Raw genomic sequence first — 16,993 nt, forward strand, 5'->3', positions numbered from 1 at the left:
ACGCCCCGGCCCCGATGGACGCTTTTGCCGCGTCCGGCCTGAGCCTATAGTGGCAGAAAATCCGGGACCGGGCAAAGACAGGCGACAGTTCATGGCGAAAGCGGCGAAAAAAAGCAGCGGTGTGCCGCACCCGTTCAACGTGCTGGTCATCGGACAGGCGGGACGGGTCGGATACGAGGCGCTTTTGTTCGCGGCCTCCCTGCGCAAACACGATCCCGACTTCCCCGGACGCCTGATCGTGGCCGAACCGCAGCCCGGCCCGCTCTGGCCCGACGACCCGCGCCTGTCGGGCGACCAGCGCACGGCGCTCGAAGAACAGGGCGCCGAAATCGTTCCGTTCGAAAGCGTCCATTTCGGCGCATCCTATCCGAACGGCAACAAGATCGAAGGTCTGGCGGCCCTGCCCGCTGGCGAGCCCTTCGTCTTTTTCGACAGCGACACGGTGGTCACCGGCCCGCTGTCGCGGGTGCCCTTCGACTTCGCCCGCCCCTCGGCCTCAATGAACCGCGAAGGCACGTGGCCGCAGATCGAACTGTATGGCCCCGGTTACACGGAAACTTGGAAATCGCTCTACGACCGCTTCGGGTTGGACTTCGAAAGCTCGCTCGACCTCTCGGAGCCGGACGAATACTGGGGCCGATACCTGTATTTCAACGCAGGCTGGTTCTTCGGGGCCGATCCCGCCGTCTTCCGCGACCGCTACCTCGACATCGCACTCACCATCCGCGACGACGCGCCCGAGGCGCTGGTGTGTCAGGAGATCTATCCCTGGCTCGACCAGATCGCCCTGCCCCTCGTCATACATGAGATGGGGGGCGGGCGTCCGGGGCCGGAGCTTGCCGGGCTGGACGGCGACATCACCTGCCACTGGCGCGTCCTGCCGCTAGCCTATGCCCGCGAGTCGGACGCGACGATCACGGCGCTGGAGACCGCGGCCGCCCCCAACAAGGTCAAGAAAGTCCTGAAAAACCATGAGCCTATGCTGCGCATGATCTATCAGGGGCGCGGTCACAAGGTGCGCGGGATGTTCGACCGTGACGACTTGCCGCCGATGGAAAAAATGATCCGCAACCAGATCAAACGCGAAGGGTTCTGGATGCGGTGACCGCTAGAACGGGGTCGCGCCCAGCTCGTCCGCCCAGTGCGCGATCCGGTCCTTCACAAGCGTCTCGCGCGCCATGTCGGAAAGGTCGTCGTCCAACCGCTCGACCACCTCGACCGTGACGGTCCCCTCCTCACGAAACGCCGCCTGCATCCCGGCGGGCGCGCCGTTGGCGCCGCCCGTGCGCAGCGTGAACGACAACCGCCGTTCCAGCGCGGCGGCATCGGACACCGCCTTGACCCACGTCGCCGCACCGATGCGGACGATGCAGATCGCCCAATCCGCCTTGCGCTCGCTCCACGCCGCCTTCGCCGCTCGTTTTTGATCCTTCGACACCGCCATCTTGCCACCTTTTTACCCGGATGTTATTCACGTCCCATAATTTTATCCGGGTGTAAATAGATGATCGAAGAAACCTTCACCGCCTTTCAGGGCACAAAACGCCTCGCGTCAGGCACGCGCGGCGCGCTCGAAACCGACCTTGCCCCGCTCGGCCCGCATCCCGAAGGATTGCTGGTGTTCTCAGACCTGACCGGGCGGGAAACCGACCTGAACCTGTCAGGCACGCCCGCACCTGCCCCGCGCGGCAGGCCGAAGATGGGTGTCAAGGCGCGCGAGATCACGCTGCTGCCGCGCCATTGGGACTGGCTGGCGGGCCAGCGCGGCGGCGCGTCCGCCGCCCTGCGGCGTATCGTGGACGACGCCATGAACGCGGCCCCGACGGATGACCCGCGCGCACCCGACCGCGCCTACCGGTTCCTGTCCGCCATAGCGGGAAACCTGCCACGGTTCGAAGAGGCGATCCGCGCGCTCTACGCGGGCGACATGCGCGGCTTCGCGGACGCGATGGACGGCTGGCCCGACGACCTGCGCGACCATGCTCTCACCCTCGCCGGGGCCGGTCCGCAGAACGCCTGACCCGTGCGTCAGGTCGCGAAAACCCCGGCCATGTCGGCATATCCCTTGATCTCGATGGGGTTCCCGGCCGGATCGCGGAAGAACATCGTCCACTGTTCGCCCGGCTCACCCTCGAACCGCACCGACGGCGGGATGATCCAATTGGTGCCCGCCGCCTCGAGCCGGTCCGCCAGCGCGCGCCAGTCGTCCAGTGCCAGCACGAGGCCCAGATGCGGCATCGGCACCATGTGCTCGCCCACCTTCCCGGTGTTCGTCGTCGCGAAGGGTGTGCCGCGATGAAGGCTCAACTGATGGCCGAAGAAATCGAAATCGACCCATGTCTCGGTCGAGCGCCCCTCAGTGCAGCCCAGAACTCCGCCATAGAACCCCCGCGCGTCCTCCAGATCGGTGACATGGATCGCCAGATGAAACGGTGTGAGCATGAGCCCCTCCTCGGATTGCGCGAATTGAATGTGTCTGCCCAACGGCTTAGCGCAATTGATGGATGGGGAAAATCCCCGTAGCGTCGTCGCGGACAGTTACGGGAGGACATTATGTCAGACGCACAGATGAACGGATTCGACACGCTTCAGGTCCACGCGGGCACCGCCCCGGACCCGGCCACCGGCGCACGGCAGGTGCCGATCTACCAGACCACATCCTACGTGTTCAAAGACGCCGACCATGCCGCGCGGCTCTTCAACCTCGAAGAAGTCGGCTACATCTATTCCCGCCTCACGAACCCCACCGTCGGTGCGCTTGCCGACCGGATCGTGGCGCTCGAAGGCGGCGCGGGCGGGGTCTGCACCTCGTCGGGTCACGCGGCGCAGATCATGGCGCTCTACCCACTCATGGCGCCGGGAAAGAACATCGTGGCCTCGACGCGCCTTTATGGCGGCACCTACACGCAGTTCACGCAAGTGTTCAAACGCTTCGGCTGGTCCTGCACCTTCGTCGATTTCGACGATCCGGCGGCGATCGAGGCCGCCATCGACGACGACACCCGCGCGATCTTTTGCGAATCGCTGGCGAACCCGGTGGGCTACCCCATCGATCTGGAGGCCGTGGCGAAGGTGGCCGACAAGGCCGGCCTGCCGCTGGTCGTCGACAACACCTCGGCCACGCCCTATCTGTGCCGCCCCATCGACCACGGCGCGACGCTGGTGGTGCATTCGACCACGAAATACCTCACCGGCAACGGCACGGTGACCGGCGGTGCCATCGTGGATTCGGGCAAGTTCGACTGGTCGGCCTCCGGCAAGTTCCCGTCGCTCTCGGAACCCGAACCGGCCTATCACGGCGTGAATTTCCACGGCGCTCTGGGCGCGATGGCCTTCACCTTCCACTCCATCGCCATCGGTCTGCGCGATCTGGGCATGACGATGAACCCGCAGGCCGCGCATTACACCCTGATGGGCATCGAAACCCTGTCGCTCAGGATGCGCAAGCATGTCGAGAACGCGCAGAAGGTGGCCGAATGGCTCGAAGCGCACGACAAGGTCGACAAAGTGAACTACGCGGGCCTGAAATCCTCGCCCGCGCATGAGGTCGGCAAGCGCATCTTCCCGCGCGGCACCGGGGCGCTGTTCACCGTGGCGCTCAAGGGCGGTTACGAGGATTGCGTGAAACTGGTGTCGAACCTCAAGCTTTTCAGCCACGTGGCGAACCTTGGCGACACCCGTTCGCTCATCATCCACTCGGCGTCGACCACCCACCGCCAGCTGACCGACGAGCAGCGCGAGGCGGCAGGGGCCGGTAACAACGTGGTGCGTCTGTCCATCGGGATCGAAGACGCCGACGACATCATCGCCGACCTCGATCAGGCCCTCGCCGCCCTGTGAAAAACCAAGCGCGCCCAGACCCTTGGGCGCGCCTCTTAACCTATCACGCAAAACGTCTTTCCGGTCTCGAAATATCCTCGGGGGCTCGGGGGCAGACAGCCCCCGAAGCCTCGCGTGGCTTGAACGCAAACTGAAAATGCGTGCGCGTCAGCGCACTCCTTCAGACGACACTCACTCGTCCAGCAGAACCGCCGAGACCGGGGCGAAGTTCACCGATTGCGCCCGGTTGCCCAGTGACCATTCCAAGAGCGCCTGGATCGACTCGGGCCGCACCCGCGCCACGGCGATCACGCCTTCGTCGTTGCGCGCCCGGAATGCCACGTTGTCCAGAAACCGGCGCATCACGTCACCGGCCTGCCCGTCCCCGTCGAGATCGCGGAAGATCTGGCCCGCCGGCACGTCCTCGCTCACCGCGACCTTGTGGCCGGTGTTCAGCCCCTCGGGATAGGTGACGAGGCCAAGGCCCCGTTCGTCGAGGTTCGTCACCACCTGCGCGGCGGCGTCGCCCAACCCCTGAAACCCGGCCTCGGGCGGGAACATCACCGCGACGATGTCGGTCATCAGCGGATCGTAGGCCTGAAAGGTCACGTCCACGTCCATCGCGGTGGCAAGTTCGGGCAGCGGCACGATCAGCACCACCTCGGCCCCGTTGGCCCGGTAGAACGCAATCGCCTCAGCCGCGTCGGGGGACGAGGCATCGACGGCGACCGACATCGGGAACGGCATGACGGCAAGGTCGCCCACGTCCGCGCGCCCCGGTCCCATATCCATCAGAAGCACCGCCATTTCAGGCAGTTCCGCGATCCCGTCATAAGGCACCGCATTGCGCCGGATCGCGGGTTGCGGCCCGGCATCGACGGCGGCCTCGTCGGCGGCGCTTTCCCCGATGGTGGGTAGGCGGCCGGTCACGACCGGCCCGGAGGGCGCGGGTTCTTCGAGCGTGTCGTCTTCCAGCGGCGGCGGGTCGAACACGCTCGCCCCTTCGGCGCGCACGGTGTCGTTGCCGGTCTCCGGCATCGCCACGTCAGGCTCGGTCGGGTTGGACGGCGCGACCACCATGGGCAGTTGCGCCACCTCGGTGTCCGTCGCCTCCGGCGCATCGGCTTCGGGGGCCTCGGCCAGATCTTCGTCCGGCGCGTCCGGCACCGCAGGGTCAGGTGCGGCCTCGCTCACGGTCTCCGGCTCGGCCTCGACCATCGGCTCGGGGTCCATGGCAGGCTCGGCTTCCGCCGCCGCCTCGTCCCGCTCCATCTCTTCTTCGCTGGGTCGCGGAGTGGGTTCGACCATGATCGGGTCCGCTTCCGGCGCCTGCGTCTCACTACTGGCCGTGACCGCAGGCGTCGCAGACTCCGTCTCGGTCGCATCGGCAGTTTCCGCCTCAGGCTCCTGCCCGTCGGGTGCGCTCTCGTCAGGTTCGACAGGCTCAGGCGTCTCGCTGGCGACCGGCGCTTCGGCGACCGGCCCCGGTTCACCCATCTCGACCGGCTCGATCACCAGTGCCGCCGTCGCAACGCCAACCGCCGCCACGACCACGCCGGCAAACACCCCCGAAACCATTCCGTTCGCCAATTCTGCCTCCAGTCTCGCGCACGATCCGAAGCCGTGCGATCCGTCTTGCGCCCGGCCGCCCTTGACCCCCGCGCCCGGCTCTGACCATGTATACCGCGACCAAGCTTCAGTGAAAGCCCCAAGGCAAGCCCATGATCCTGCTCATCGATAATTACGACAGCTTCACCTACAACCTCGTCCATTACTTCGGCGAATTGGGTGCCGAGATCAAAGTCGTGCGCAACGACGCGGTGAACGTGCAGGAGGCGATGGCGATGCGCCCCGAGGCGATCATCCTGTCGCCCGGCCCCTGCGACCCGGATCAGGCGGGTATCTGTCTGCCGCTCACGCTGGCCGCCGCCGAGGCGAAGCTGCCGCTGATGGGCGTCTGCCTTGGCCACCAGACCATCGGTCAGGCCTTCGGCGGCAAGGTCGTGCGCCACTCCGAGATCGTGCACGGCAAGCTGGGCGAAATCCATCACGAGGGCGCGGGCGTCTTTTCCGGCCTGCCCTCGCCCCTCAAGGGCACACGCTATCACTCGCTCGTCGTGGAACGCGACAGCCTTCCCGACAGCCTTGAAATCACCGCGTGGCTCGAAGACGGCACCATCATGGGCCTGCGCCACAAGAGCCTGCCCATCGAAGGCGTCCAGTTCCACCCCGAAAGCATCCGGTCCGAACATGGCCACGCCATGATCCGCACCTTCCTGAATTCCGTGAAAGTCCCTGCATGAGCGATGCGATCAAGCCGTTGATCGGGGCCGCCGCCGAGCGTGCCCTGACCCGTGACGAGGCCGAGGCGGCCTTCAACATCATCATGACGGGCGAGGCGACGCCGGGCCAGATCGGCGGGCTTCTGATGGCCATGCGCACGCGCGGCGAAACCGTCGACGAATACGCCGCCGCCGCCGCCGTGATGCGCGCCAAGATGAACAAGGTGCGCGCGCCCGAAGGCGCCATCGACATCGTCGGCACCGGGGGCGACGGCAAGGGCACGCTGAACATCTCGACCGCCACCGCCTTCGTGGTCGCGGGCGCGGGCGTGCCAGTAGCCAAGCACGGAAACCGCAACCTGTCGTCGAAATCCGGGTCCGCCGACGCGCTCGGCGCGATGGGCGTGAACGTCATGGTCGGCCCCAAGGTGGTCGAGGCGGCGCTGGCCGAAACCGGCATCGCTTTCATGATGGCCCCCCTGCACCACCCGGCCATGGCCCATGTCGGCCCGATCCGCGCCGAGCTTGGCACCCGCACCATGTTCAACATTCTGGGCCCGCTCACCAATCCGGCGGGCGTCACCCGGCAGCTGACAGGCGCGTTTTCCAAGGCGATGATCCGTCCGATGGCCGAAGTGCTGCAAACGCTGGGCTCCGAGAAGGCGTGGCTCGTCCACGGCGGCGACGGCACTGATGAGCTGTCCATCGCGGGCGTGTCCTGGCTCGCCGCCCTCGAAGACGGCACGATCACCGAACGCGAGGTGCATCCCGAAGACGCGGGCCTTTCCGTTCACCCGTTCGAAGACATCCTCGGCGGCACGCCCGAAGAGAACGGCAAGGCCTTCGCGGCACTTCTGTCCGGGGCCGAAGGGGCCTATCGCGACGCGGTGCTTCTGAACGCCGCCGCAGGCCTCGTGGTCGCGGACAAGGCGGCGAACCTGCCGGAAGGCGTTGAAATCGCACGCGAGTCCATCGATTCCGGTGCCGCCAAGGCAAAGATCGAAGCCCTCGCCGCCGTCACCCAGAAAGCCGCATGATCCTGAACCCGAACATGGCCGCGACCCGCCCCTCGCCGGTGGTCGAGGCGAAGCGATGGATTGCGGGCAAGACGTTTTCGCCTGATCTGCCGCTCCTGAACGTCAGTCAGGCCGCCCCCGTCGACCCGCCGCCCCTCGCCCTGCGCGAAGCGATGGCGGATGTGGCCCTCACCCTGCCCGCAGCCCATGTCTACGGCCCCGTGCTGGGCCTGCCCGCCCTGCGCGAGGCCCTCGCCGCCCGCTTTTCGCAGGCCTACGGCGGCCCGATCACACCCGGCAACGTAGCGATCACGCAGGGCTGCAATCAGGCGTTCTGCGCGGCCCTTTCGACCCTCGCCGGCCCCGGCGACGAGGTGATCCTGCCGACCCCGTGGTATTTCAATCATCAGATGTGGCTCTCCCTGTCCGGCGTGCGGACCGTGCCGCTGCCGACGGGCGACGAGCTTCTCCCCACCGTGGCCGAGGCCGAGGCGCGCCTCACCGACCGCACCCGCGCCATCGTGCTGGTCACGCCGAACAACCCGGCGGGGGTCGAGTATCCGGCCGACCTCGTCCACGCCTTCGCCGACCTCGCCCGCACCAACGGCCTGGCCCTGATCCTCGATGAAACCTACCGTGACTTCGACAGCCGCCCCTCCGCGCCGCACGACCTCTTCTCCGACCCGGCATGGTCGGACACGCTGATCCAGCTCTACTCCTTTTCCAAGGCCTACCGCCTGACCGGACACCGCGTCGGCGCGCTCGTGGCCAGCCCAGAACGCCTCGTCTCGGTCGAGAAATTCCTCGACACGGTCGCGATCTGCCCCAGCCAGCTCGGCCAGCACGCCGCCCTCTGGGGCCTGATGAACCTCGACCAGTGGCTCGCCGGCGAACGTGCGGAAATCCTCGCACGACGTGGCGCGATCGAAGAAGGCTTTGCTAAACTGCCGGACTGGCACCTCTCCGGCGCGGGCGCCTATTTCGCCTATGTCCGCCACCCGTTCAAAGAGCCCAGCGGCACCCTCGCCCGCCGTATGGTCGACGACATCGCCGTCCTCGCCCTCCCCGGCTCGATGTTCACGCCCGAAGGCGACCCGTCTGGCGCCGCGCACCTGCGCATCGCCTTCGCGAATATCGACACCACCGGGATCGCGACCCTGATGGATCGCCTCGCAACCCTGTCCTGATCTTCTTCGGTCTCCAAATACCTCGGGAGGTCCGGAGGGCTGGCCCTCCGGACGCGGCCCCCGGCCGCGTTCCACCGCGACGGCCCGGCGAAAGCCGGGGCGGCGCAAATCCTGCGCGGGCGCCGGCCCGCCCGATTCCGCACGGCCCTCCAAACGCCCAAAACCCCTGTTGGCATTCCCCAATCGCACCGTTACAACCCACTGACCCAACCGGAGGCAAACGGGCATGTTCTCGAACATTTCGCGCTTTTTCGTCTGGATCATCATGGCGCTCGTCATGGTCGGACTGATCGGCTTCGGCTCGGTCAATTTCGGCGGTTCAGGACAGTCGATCGGCAAGGTCGGCGACACCGAAATCGACGCCTCCGCCTACTTCCGCGAACTCAACGCCGAATTTCAGGGCTGGCAGCAGCAGACCGGCCAGAACCTCACCATGGCCGAGGCGCAGGAAATCGGTCTCGACCAGCGCGTTCTGTCGCGCGTGATCGCGATCACGGCGGTCGAGAACGAAACCGACCGTCTGGGGCTGTCGGTGGGCGATCAGAACCTCGCCTCCCGCGTGACCGAGATTCCGGCGTTCCAAGGCCCGAACGGCCAATTCGACCGCGACACCTACGACTTCGTCCTCGAACAATCCGGCCTGACCGCCCGCGAGTTCGAAGAGACGCTGCGGCTCGAAGTGGCGCGCACCATCCTTGCCGGCGCCGTAACCAGCGATCTGGAAATGCCCGATGTCTATACCGACACGCTGTTCGGCTGGGCGCGCGAAACCCGCGACTTCACATGGGCCCCGGTGACCCGCTCGGCGCTCGAAGAGCCGCTGCCGGAACCGACCGAGGCCGATCTCGAAGCCTATTACGAGGCGAACCCGGACGATTTCACCACGCCGGAAACCCGCCAGATCACCTATGGCTGGCTCAAGCCCGAGGACGTGCTGGACGAGATTCCGATGGACGACACCCAGCTTCAGGCCCTCTACGACCAGCGCATCGACGAATTTCAAGTGCCCGAACGCCGCCTCGTCGAACGCCTCGTGTTCGGCTCGGCGGATGAGGCCCAGGCCGCCGCGGACCGGATCGAAGCGGGCGAGACGACCTTCGACCAGGAGGTTCAGGCGCGTGGCCTTTCGCTGTCCGACGTGGATATGGGCGACGTGACCCGCCGCGCCCTCGGTCAGGCGGGCGAGCCGATTTTCGCGCTCGAAGAGCCCGGCGTCGTCGGCCCCATCGAAACCGACCTCGGCCCCGCCCTGTTCCGTATGAACGCGATCCTTTCTGCGCAGGAAACCAGCTTCGAAGAGGTGCGCGATCAGCTGTTCGAGGAATATGCGGCCGATGCCGCGCGCCGCCTCGTGCGCACCCGCGCGACCGAGATCGACGAGATGATGGCCGGGGGCGCGACGCTCGAGGAACTCGCGGACGATGACCTCATCACCGTCGACACCATCGGCTATTTCGACGGGAACCAGGACGGCATCGCCGCCTACGCCCCGTTCCGCGAAGCGGCCTCCGAGGCCAGCGAAAGCGACTTCCCCGAGGTCACGGAACTGGAAGACGGCTCGGTCTTCGCGCTGCGGCTCGACGAGATCACGCCGCCCGCGCTCCAGCCGCTCGACGAGGTGCGCGACGCGGTCGTGGCGGGCTGGGAAGCGCAGACGCTGACCGAGGCGCTGGTCGCCCGCGCCGAAGCCCTGATCCCGCAATTCGAAAGCGGCGCCGAAGCCCCCTCCACCGTCGGACTGACCGAGGTGCTGGAAGAGGACATCGCGCGCACCAGCTTCATTCAGGGCACGCCGTCCACGATGATCGAAACCGCCTTCGAGATGGAAGAAGGCACGTGGCAGGTCGTCTCGGGCGATGGTCAGGTCGTGGTCCTCGGCCTCACCGACGTCAACGCGCCCGATCAGGACAGCGCCGAGGCACAGGAAATCAAGACCACCTTCGGTGCCCGCGTGTCGCAACAGATCGCCGCCGACGTGCAGGATGCCTTCGCCGCCGCACTGGAAGCGGATGCGGGCGTCACGCTGGATCAGGCGATGATAAACGCCGTCCACGCCAACTTCCCGTGAGCTGACCGATGGCCCTGATCCCGTCCTTCGACGCCTTCGAGGCTGGCTGGAACGCTGGCGCGAACCAGATCGTCTATACCCGCCTCGCCGCCGACCTCGACACCCCCGTCTCGCTCATGCTGAAGCTGACCGAGGCACGCACCGACAGCTTCATGCTGGAATCGGTGACGGGCGGCGAAGTGCGCGGGCGCTATTCGATCATCGGGATGAAGCCGGACCTCGTGTGGCAGTGCGACGGGACCAAGGCCCGGATCAACCGTCAGGCCCGCTTCGACCCCGACGCGTTTCAGGACGTGGCCGACGATCCCCTGACTTCGCTGCGCGCCGTGCTGGCCGAAAGCAAGATCGACTTGCCCGACGACCTGCCCGCCGCCTCGGCGGGCCTCTTCGGCTATTTGGGCTACGACATGATCCGGCTGGTCGAGCACCTGCCGAACGTGAACCCCGACCCCATCGGCCTGCCCGATGCGGTGATGATTCGCCCCTCGGTCGTGGCGGTTCTGGACGGTGTGAAGGGCGAGGTGATCCTCGTCTCGCCCGTGTTCCAATCGTCGGGCCTGTCGGCCCGCGCCGCCTATGCGCAAGCCGCCGAGCGGGTGCAGGACGCGCTGCGCGACCTCGAACGCCAACCCGCGACGACCCACGATCTGGGCGAGACCGCCGACATCGGCGAGCCTGTGTCGAACTTCGCCCATGACGAATACCTCGCGGCGGTCGAAACGGCCAAGGAATACATCCGCGCAGGCGACATCTTTCAGGTCGTCCCCTCGCAACGCTGGACGCAGGATTTCCCCCTGCCCCCCTTCGCGCTCTACCGCTCGCTTCGCCGCATGAACCCCTCGCCCTTCATGTTCTTCTTCAACTTCGGCGGCTTTCAGGTCATCGGCGCCAGCCCGGAAATCCTCGTCCGCGTGTTCGGGCGCGAGGTGACGATCCGTCCGATCGCAGGCACCCGGCCCCGCGGCGCCACCCCGGAAGAGGACAAGGCGCTGGAGGAAGACCTGCTCGCCGATCAAAAGGAACTGGCCGAACACCTCATGCTGCTCGATCTGGGGCGCAACGACGTGGGCCGGGTCGCCAAGATCGGCACCGTGCGCCCGACCGAGGAATTCATCGTTGAACGCTACAGCCACGTCATGCACATCGTCTCGAACGTGGTGGGCGAACTCAGCGAAGACCACGATGCGCTCTCGGCCTTCCTTGCCGGGATGCCCGCGGGCACCGTCTCCGGCGCGCCGAAAGTGCGCGCGATGGAAATCATCGACGAGCTCGAGCCGGAAAAGCGCGGCGTCTACGGCGGCGGCGTGGGCTATTTCTCGGCGATGGGCGACATGGATATGTGCATCGCGCTGCGCACCGCCGTCCTGAAGGACCGCAAGCTCTATATCCAATCCGGCGGCGGCGTGGTCTACGACAGCGACCCGGAAGCCGAGTTTCAGGAAACCGTGAACAAGTCCAAAGCCATCGCCCGCGCGGCTGCCGAGGCCGGCCTGTTCACCCGCGGCGGCAACAGCTGACACCGCCCGCCCCGTCTTTCCGGTCCCGAAATATCCCCGGGGGAGGTCTGGAGGGGGCAGGCAGCCCCCTCCAGCGGGTCGACCGGGCGCAAGCCCGGTCGAAAACTCACTCCACAGGCACCGCCATGATCTTGCCGCCCTGCAAGAACGGCACCAGCACCATCTGGCCCATCATGCCGATGTCGCCCGCCCCGGTCTCGGTCGTGGTCAGCGTTTCCAGCCCCGCCCCGTCATAGGCGACGATCTCGCCCGTCGGGTTGTCCGAATAGATCAGCTTGCCGCCGATCTCCACGATCCCGTCGATGGCCCCGGTTTCCTCGGCGCCCGGCAGCGTGGTGACGTCGGCGCTGTCGTAGGTCACGGCGTAAAGCTGCCCCTTCCCCTCGATCCGGCCCTGATCCATCAGCCATTCCTTCCCCATCGAACCGACGACCAGCCGGTCCTCCTGCGCCCAGATCCCGTTGGGCAAGTCCAAGGAGCCTGCGGGAACGAAGGCTTCGGCGCTTCCGTCCATCACGCGAAACACCGCCCCGCCGAACATATCGGTGACATAGACCGCGCCATCCGGCCCGATCGCCACATCGTTGGGAAACATCGCACCTTCGAGCGTGATGGTCTCGTCCACCGTCCCGCTCGCGATATCCACGACATGCAGCCCCATCGCATCCGCGACGTAGAGCTTGCCGTCCATCGAGGCCATGCCCTTGGGGTCCATCAGCCCCGTGACCCAGTCCTTCTGCTTCATTTCACCGTCCGGCGTGACCAGCGACAGATACCCGTCCATCTGCCCGTCCGGCCCGAAGGTCGCGATGTTCGACACGACGATCTGGTCCGACCCGGCCTCGTAATAGGCCGACTCGGGCGTTTCGAACCCCTCGAGCGTCCAGCCGCCCCCGTGGCTCGCGGCCATGGCCGCGCCCGCGCATCCGATACCGATGGTTGCAATGACATACTTCATGGAATCCTCCCGTGATCTCCGCGCTCACGCTGCGCCCATCGCGGGCGCCTGCCTACCAATATCAGATATAGACGGCGGCAATCCGCCTCCGTCACCGGGCGGACCACGGCGCGGGAACACCCCTGAAGGAGGATTGGAGGCGGCAGACAGCCCGCCGCCGGGTCGTCCGGCGAAGCTTAGCGCGCGGCGTCGATCGCGGGTCGGATGACCGTGTCGGGGATCGCCCCGGTGATCGGCCCGGCGAAGCGTTTGACGATCACGCCGTCGCCATCGACCACGAAGGTTTCCGGCACACCGTAAAGGCCCCAGTCGATCCCGGTGCGCCCGCTTTCGTCCGATACGACCGCAGTAAAGGGATTGCCTAGGTCATCCAGAAACTTGCGCCCGTTCACGGGCTCGTCCTTGTAGTTGATGCCATAGATCGGGATGCCTTCCTCGGCGAAGGCCATGAGGTATTCGTGCTCGGCCCGGCACGGCGCGCACCAACTGGCCCAGAAGTTCACCAGCTTCACCTCGCCATCGGCCAGCTCTTCCACCGTGAAGCCGGGCTCACCGGGGAACTCGGCCACCGTCAGCGCGGGCACCGGCCCGCCTTCGCGGGTGGATGCCAACTGATCGTCGCCCCGGTTCATGCCGAAGTAGAACATCAGCGCCAGCCCGGCGAAGACCACCGGCGGCAGGATCATGAGGGGTTTCATGTCAGGCTCCCTTGCGCCGCGCCTCGGCGGCTTCGAGCTTCTTTTTCACGCGTGCGGACTGCCACCAGCTGACCGCGATGACCAGCGCCACGAGCAGGATCGTCGCGGCCCATGAGGTCAGGATCGCGCCCGCGTATTTTCCCAGATCAGGCATCCGACATCCTCTCCCGCATCTCCAGCGCGTGAATGCGCCGCTTGCGCACCTCGGTCCGTGTGCGCACCAAGAGAAGCGCGATAAACAACAGAACAAAGCCCGTCAGGCAGATCACCAGCGGCTGCCAGTAGACGTCCGAGACGTTCTCTTCCTTGTCGAGCGACAGGGACGCCCCCTGATGCAGGCCCTGATTCCAGAAGTTCACCGCATATCGGCTGAGAAGCGCGAAGACGCTGCCCACGATAGCCAGAACGCTGGTCAGGTCGGCGGCGGTGTCCGGGTCTTCGATCGCGGCCCAAAGCGCCATGTAGCCGAGGTAGAACAGGAACAGCACGAGGAACGAGGTCAGGCGCGGATCCCACGCCCAGTAGGTGCCCCACATCGGCTCGCCCCAGATCGCCCCGGTGAGAAGCGCGATGATCGTCATGACGACGCCCACGAGGGCGGCGGCCTTGGCGGCCAGCGCGCTGACATGATGGCGGCGGATGAGCCAGATGAGCGAGGCCACAAGCATCATCACCCAGATGTTGATCGCCATCATCGCGCTTGGCACGTGGACGTAGATGATCTTGACCGACGAGCCGAAATTCACCGCCTCGGGCGTGAAGAAAAAGCCCCAGATCAGCCCGACCGCCAGCGTGAGGATCGTCAGCCCGATCACCCAAGGCAGCGCCTTGCCGGACAGGGCCATGAACTTGACCGGGTTGGCCCAGGCCCAAAGCCAGTTCCACCCGTCTCTCGCCTGTTTCGTGCGCACGTTATCCATGCGAATTGTCCTATGTGTCATGGGCCAATCGGGCAAGAAAAACCCGTGTCCCTCACCGCAGATTGATACGCAATGCCGCAGCCGCCGCGAAAGGGAGGAGCGCGATGCTCCCCGCCGTGATCCCCGCGACCATCAGAAGCGGCGTCGAGGCGTCGAAGCCTCCGATCCCGCGCGCCGCCGCCTCGGCCCCGAAGATCAGCGTGGGCACGTAAAGCGGCAGGACGAGCAGCGACAGGAGCAACCCGCCCCGTTTCAGCCCCACGGTCAGCGCCGCGCCGAACGCCCCGATCATGCTGAGTGCGGGCGTGCCGATCAGAAGCGTGACGAACATCCACCACGCCCCGCCCTCGGGCATCGACATCAGCCCGCCGAAAACAGGCGCGGCCAGCGTGAGGGGCAGACCCGTCACCAGCCAGTGCGCGACCGCCTTCATCACCACCGCCCCCTCCATCGGGAGCGGCGCGGTGGCGAGCAGGTCGAGCGATCCGTCCTCGAAATCAAGCTGGAAGATGCGGTCGAGCGACAGAAGGCAGGCCAGCAGGGCGCCGACCCACAGGATACCCGGCGCGATCCGCCCGAGGATCTCGGCCTCCGGCCCCACGCCGAAGGGGACGAGCACCGTGACGATCAGGAAGAACGCAAGCCCAAGGCCGAAACCGCCCCCGGCCCGCACCGACAGGCGCAGATCGCGGATGAGAAGCGCGATCACAGGAACGCCTCGTCGAACGAACCGGGTTCCGCCGCGCGGGTCGGATCGGCCTTGAACGGCGTCACGTCGAAAATCCCGGCTTCGAGCCCAAGGTCGATGTGGGTCGCGATCAGGGCCGCCCCACCGCCCGCAACATGCTCACGCACGCAGGTCGCGAAGAGCGCGACCGAGGCGGTGTCGAGCGACACCGTGGGTTCATCCAGAAGCCAGATCGGCCGCCCGGTGACGAGAAGCCGCGCCAGACCCAGCCGCCGTTTCTGCCCCGCAGACAGGTTCGCGGCAGGCCGGTCGCGCAGCCCCAGAAGGTTCATCCGGGTCAGCGCGTCCTCGATATCGCCGGTGGCATAGACGCTGGCCCAGAAGGCAAGGTTCTCGGCCACCGAAAGCTGTGCCTTCAACCCATCCGCATGGGCGCCATAGGCAATCGCTTCGGGCGGCAGGCTGACCTCACCGGCCACGGCGGGCTGCAATCCGGCCAGTGTGCGTAGAAGCGTGGTCTTGCCCGACCCGTTCGGCCCACGCAGGACCAGCACCTCGCCCGCCCCGAGCGTGAAGCCCAGCCCCTCCAGCACCGGCACGCCACCGCGCGCCACCGTGAGGTCGCGGACGACGAGCTCCATCAGACGGGCAACACCGCAAGCGCCACGCGTCGGCCTTCGGACAGCGTGATGTTGTAGGTCCGGCAGGCGGCCGGGGTGGCCATCGCCTCGACCCCAATCCCGGCGGCCTCGAGGGCGCTTTGCATGTCCTTGGGCGCGAAGGCCATCTCCGGCCCCATGCCCAGAAACAGCACGTCGACATCGGCGGCGAGCGCGATGAGCGCGTCGACATCGTCCAACCCGCCCCAGCTCACCGCGCGCTTTCCCGTGGCCAGCATCGGCCCCCGGATCACGTCGCCCGCGACCCGGAAGAACCCCGGCCCGTAGCTTTCGACCGGCATGGCCTGACCATATGTGATTTCGTGCATCTGCATGGCCGTTTCCTAACCCGTTCGCGCAGCCGGGAAAAGACCCACCGCAGGCGACGCGGAAACCGATGCCCCGAACCCTGCGCGCACCGCTGAAAAACGCCCGATCAGTCGAAGAGCGGCAGGCCGGTGACGATGGCCAGCCCGATCACACCATAGGCGACGGCGCGAAACCCGCGCTCGGCCTCGGGGCGGAACGCCCATTGCCCAAGCGCGATGCCGAGCGCATAGGGCACCGCCAGCACCGTGGCCAGCGTGACCTCGGCCCAGCCGACCAGCCCACGCGCCAGCAGGTTCACGATGATGCCGATATCGAGACAGGCGAGAAACAGGATCGTATTGGCGCGCACCTTGGCCGCGCCTGAGGGGCCGGCGAGATAAAACAGGATCACCGGCGGCCCGGTCAGCCCCGTGGTGCCACCCAGCACACCGGCGGCCGCGCCGATGGCGCCCAGACCGGGCCAGCGCACCCGCCCGCCGAACCGCCAGCCGGAAACGAGCGCCGCAAGCGTCACGGTCGCCACCACCGCGACGGTCCAGCGCAAGACCTCGCGGTCGAGCCATGTCAGCATCCAGACGCCGAGGGGCGCGGCCGCCACGGCTGCAAGGGCCAGAACGCCGACTTCGCCCTTGTCCGCCTCGCGAAACGCACGCGGCACGATCAGCACCCAGGTCACGACGCCCGTGATCGTCACGACGACGATCGCGGTCGACACCGGAAGGAAGATCGCGCCCACAGGCATGAAGATCAGCGCCGTGCCGAAGCCCGAGAACCCGCGCACGACACCCGCGAACACGAATGTCACCGCCAGCCACACGAGACCCGGTGTGGCCAGCGCCTGTTCGATCACC

Annotated in this window: 19 protein-coding genes; 8 read left to right on the forward strand and 11 right to left on the reverse strand. The window is 66.7% G+C overall.

Translation table 11 applies throughout. From position 1 onward, the window contains the following. Window positions 1-91: 91 nt before the first annotated feature. Complete coding sequence (locus HOY44_RS01285) at window positions 92-1,105, forward strand: GT-B fold glycosyltransferase domain-containing protein (protein WP_287432582.1); 1,014 nt, start codon at window positions 92-94, stop codon at window positions 1,103-1,105. 3 nt (window positions 1,106-1,108) lie between these two features. On the opposite strand, the gene HOY44_RS01290 is transcribed toward HOY44_RS01285, so the two are convergent. Further along, complete coding sequence (locus HOY44_RS01290) at window positions 1,109-1,444, reverse strand: hypothetical protein (protein ID WP_287432583.1); 336 nt, start codon at window positions 1,442-1,444, stop codon at window positions 1,109-1,111. 60 nt (window positions 1,445-1,504) lie between these two features. Between HOY44_RS01290 and HOY44_RS01295 the strand changes: the two genes are divergently transcribed. Then, window positions 1,505-2,020 carry a DUF2239 family protein gene (locus tag HOY44_RS01295; RefSeq protein WP_287432584.1) on the forward strand — a complete coding sequence of 172 codons (516 nt, stop codon included), beginning with the start codon at window positions 1,505-1,507 and terminating at the stop codon, window positions 2,018-2,020. A gap of 8 nt (window positions 2,021-2,028) precedes the next feature. Here the strand turns inward: HOY44_RS01295 and HOY44_RS01300 are convergent, their stop codons facing one another. Further along, a complete protein-coding gene (locus HOY44_RS01300; protein ID WP_287432586.1) occupies window positions 2,029-2,442 on the reverse strand; it encodes a VOC family protein in 414 nt (137 codons plus the stop codon). A 111-nt stretch (window positions 2,443-2,553) separates the two neighbouring features. Here HOY44_RS01300 and HOY44_RS01305 point away from each other — a divergent pair, with 111 nt between their 5' ends. Beyond that, on the forward strand, window positions 2,554-3,840 hold the full coding sequence (locus HOY44_RS01305) for an O-acetylhomoserine aminocarboxypropyltransferase/cysteine synthase family protein (protein ID WP_287432587.1): 1,287 nt from the start codon (window positions 2,554-2,556) through the stop codon (window positions 3,838-3,840). Between the two features lie 171 nt (window positions 3,841-4,011). On the opposite strand, the gene HOY44_RS01310 is transcribed toward HOY44_RS01305, so the two are convergent. Continuing rightward, a complete protein-coding gene (locus tag HOY44_RS01310) occupies window positions 4,012-5,409 on the reverse strand; it encodes a divergent polysaccharide deacetylase family protein (RefSeq protein WP_287432588.1) in 1,398 nt (465 codons plus the stop codon). 131 nt (window positions 5,410-5,540) lie between these two features. Here HOY44_RS01310 and HOY44_RS01315 point away from each other — a divergent pair, with 131 nt between their 5' ends. The 5 genes from HOY44_RS01315 (at window position 5,541) to trpE (ending at window position 11,889) form a co-directional block, all read left to right on the forward strand. After that, the gene (locus HOY44_RS01315; protein WP_287432589.1) at window positions 5,541-6,122 is read left to right on the forward strand and encodes an anthranilate synthase component II; all 582 of its coding nucleotides are present in this window, start codon (window positions 5,541-5,543) and stop codon (window positions 6,120-6,122) included. Beyond that, on the forward strand, window positions 6,119-7,138 hold the full coding sequence (gene trpD / locus HOY44_RS01320) for an anthranilate phosphoribosyltransferase (protein WP_008328045.1): 1,020 nt from the start codon (window positions 6,119-6,121) through the stop codon (window positions 7,136-7,138). The genes HOY44_RS01315 and trpD overlap by 4 nt, the downstream gene beginning before the upstream one ends. After that, window positions 7,135-8,304 carry an aminotransferase gene (locus tag HOY44_RS01325; protein WP_287432591.1) on the forward strand — a complete coding sequence of 390 codons (1,170 nt, stop codon included), beginning with the start codon at window positions 7,135-7,137 and terminating at the stop codon, window positions 8,302-8,304. The genes trpD and HOY44_RS01325 overlap by 4 nt, the downstream gene beginning before the upstream one ends. A 226-nt stretch (window positions 8,305-8,530) precedes the next feature. Next, window positions 8,531-10,372, forward strand: a complete 1,842-nt coding sequence (locus HOY44_RS01330; protein WP_287432593.1) for a peptidyl-prolyl cis-trans isomerase — start codon at window positions 8,531-8,533, stop codon at window positions 10,370-10,372. Window positions 10,373-10,380: 8 nt separating this feature from the next. Continuing rightward, complete coding sequence (gene trpE / locus HOY44_RS01335; RefSeq protein WP_287432594.1) at window positions 10,381-11,889, forward strand: anthranilate synthase component I; 1,509 nt, start codon at window positions 10,381-10,383, stop codon at window positions 11,887-11,889. A gap of 106 nt (window positions 11,890-11,995) precedes the next feature. Here trpE and HOY44_RS01340 read toward each other — a convergent pair whose 3' ends face one another. From HOY44_RS01340 to HOY44_RS01375, 8 genes are all read right to left on the reverse strand, one after another. Beyond that, on the reverse strand, window positions 11,996-12,847 hold the full coding sequence (locus HOY44_RS01340) for an SMP-30/gluconolactonase/LRE family protein (RefSeq protein ID WP_287432595.1): 852 nt from the start codon (window positions 12,845-12,847) through the stop codon (window positions 11,996-11,998). Between the two features lie 176 nt (window positions 12,848-13,023). After that, window positions 13,024-13,545, reverse strand: coding sequence for a DsbE family thiol:disulfide interchange protein (locus HOY44_RS01345; protein WP_287432597.1), 522 nt, complete (start codon window positions 13,543-13,545; stop codon window positions 13,024-13,026). A 1-nt stretch (window position 13,546) separates the two neighbouring features. Next, window positions 13,547-13,699 carry a heme exporter protein CcmD gene (gene ccmD / locus HOY44_RS01350; RefSeq protein WP_008328034.1) on the reverse strand — a complete coding sequence of 51 codons (153 nt, stop codon included), beginning with the start codon at window positions 13,697-13,699 and terminating at the stop codon, window positions 13,547-13,549. Beyond that, complete coding sequence (locus HOY44_RS01355) at window positions 13,692-14,465, reverse strand: heme ABC transporter permease (RefSeq protein WP_008328033.1); 774 nt, start codon at window positions 14,463-14,465, stop codon at window positions 13,692-13,694. Before HOY44_RS01355 ends, ccmD begins: the two co-directional genes overlap by 8 nt. A 52-nt stretch (window positions 14,466-14,517) precedes the next feature. Next, window positions 14,518-15,174, reverse strand: coding sequence for a heme exporter protein CcmB (ccmB, locus tag HOY44_RS01360; protein WP_138422916.1), 657 nt, complete (start codon window positions 15,172-15,174; stop codon window positions 14,518-14,520). Continuing rightward, a complete protein-coding gene (gene ccmA, locus HOY44_RS01365) occupies window positions 15,171-15,794 on the reverse strand; it encodes a heme ABC exporter ATP-binding protein CcmA (RefSeq protein WP_287432600.1) in 624 nt (207 codons plus the stop codon). Before ccmA ends, ccmB begins: the two co-directional genes overlap by 4 nt. Then, the gene (locus HOY44_RS01370; protein ID WP_287432602.1) at window positions 15,794-16,147 is read right to left on the reverse strand and encodes an Mth938-like domain-containing protein; all 354 of its coding nucleotides are present in this window, start codon (window positions 16,145-16,147) and stop codon (window positions 15,794-15,796) included. Before HOY44_RS01370 ends, ccmA begins: the two co-directional genes overlap by 1 nt. Before the next feature lie 101 nt (window positions 16,148-16,248). After that, entirely contained in the window at window positions 16,249-16,992 is a 744-nt protein-coding gene (locus HOY44_RS01375; RefSeq protein ID WP_287432604.1) for a TSUP family transporter, read from the reverse strand. Between the last annotated feature and the right edge of the window lies 1 nt (window position 16,993).

This window comes from Maritimibacter sp., from assembly GCF_016774595.1.
Lineage (GTDB): Bacteria > Pseudomonadota > Alphaproteobacteria > Rhodobacterales > Rhodobacteraceae > Maritimibacter > Maritimibacter alkaliphilus.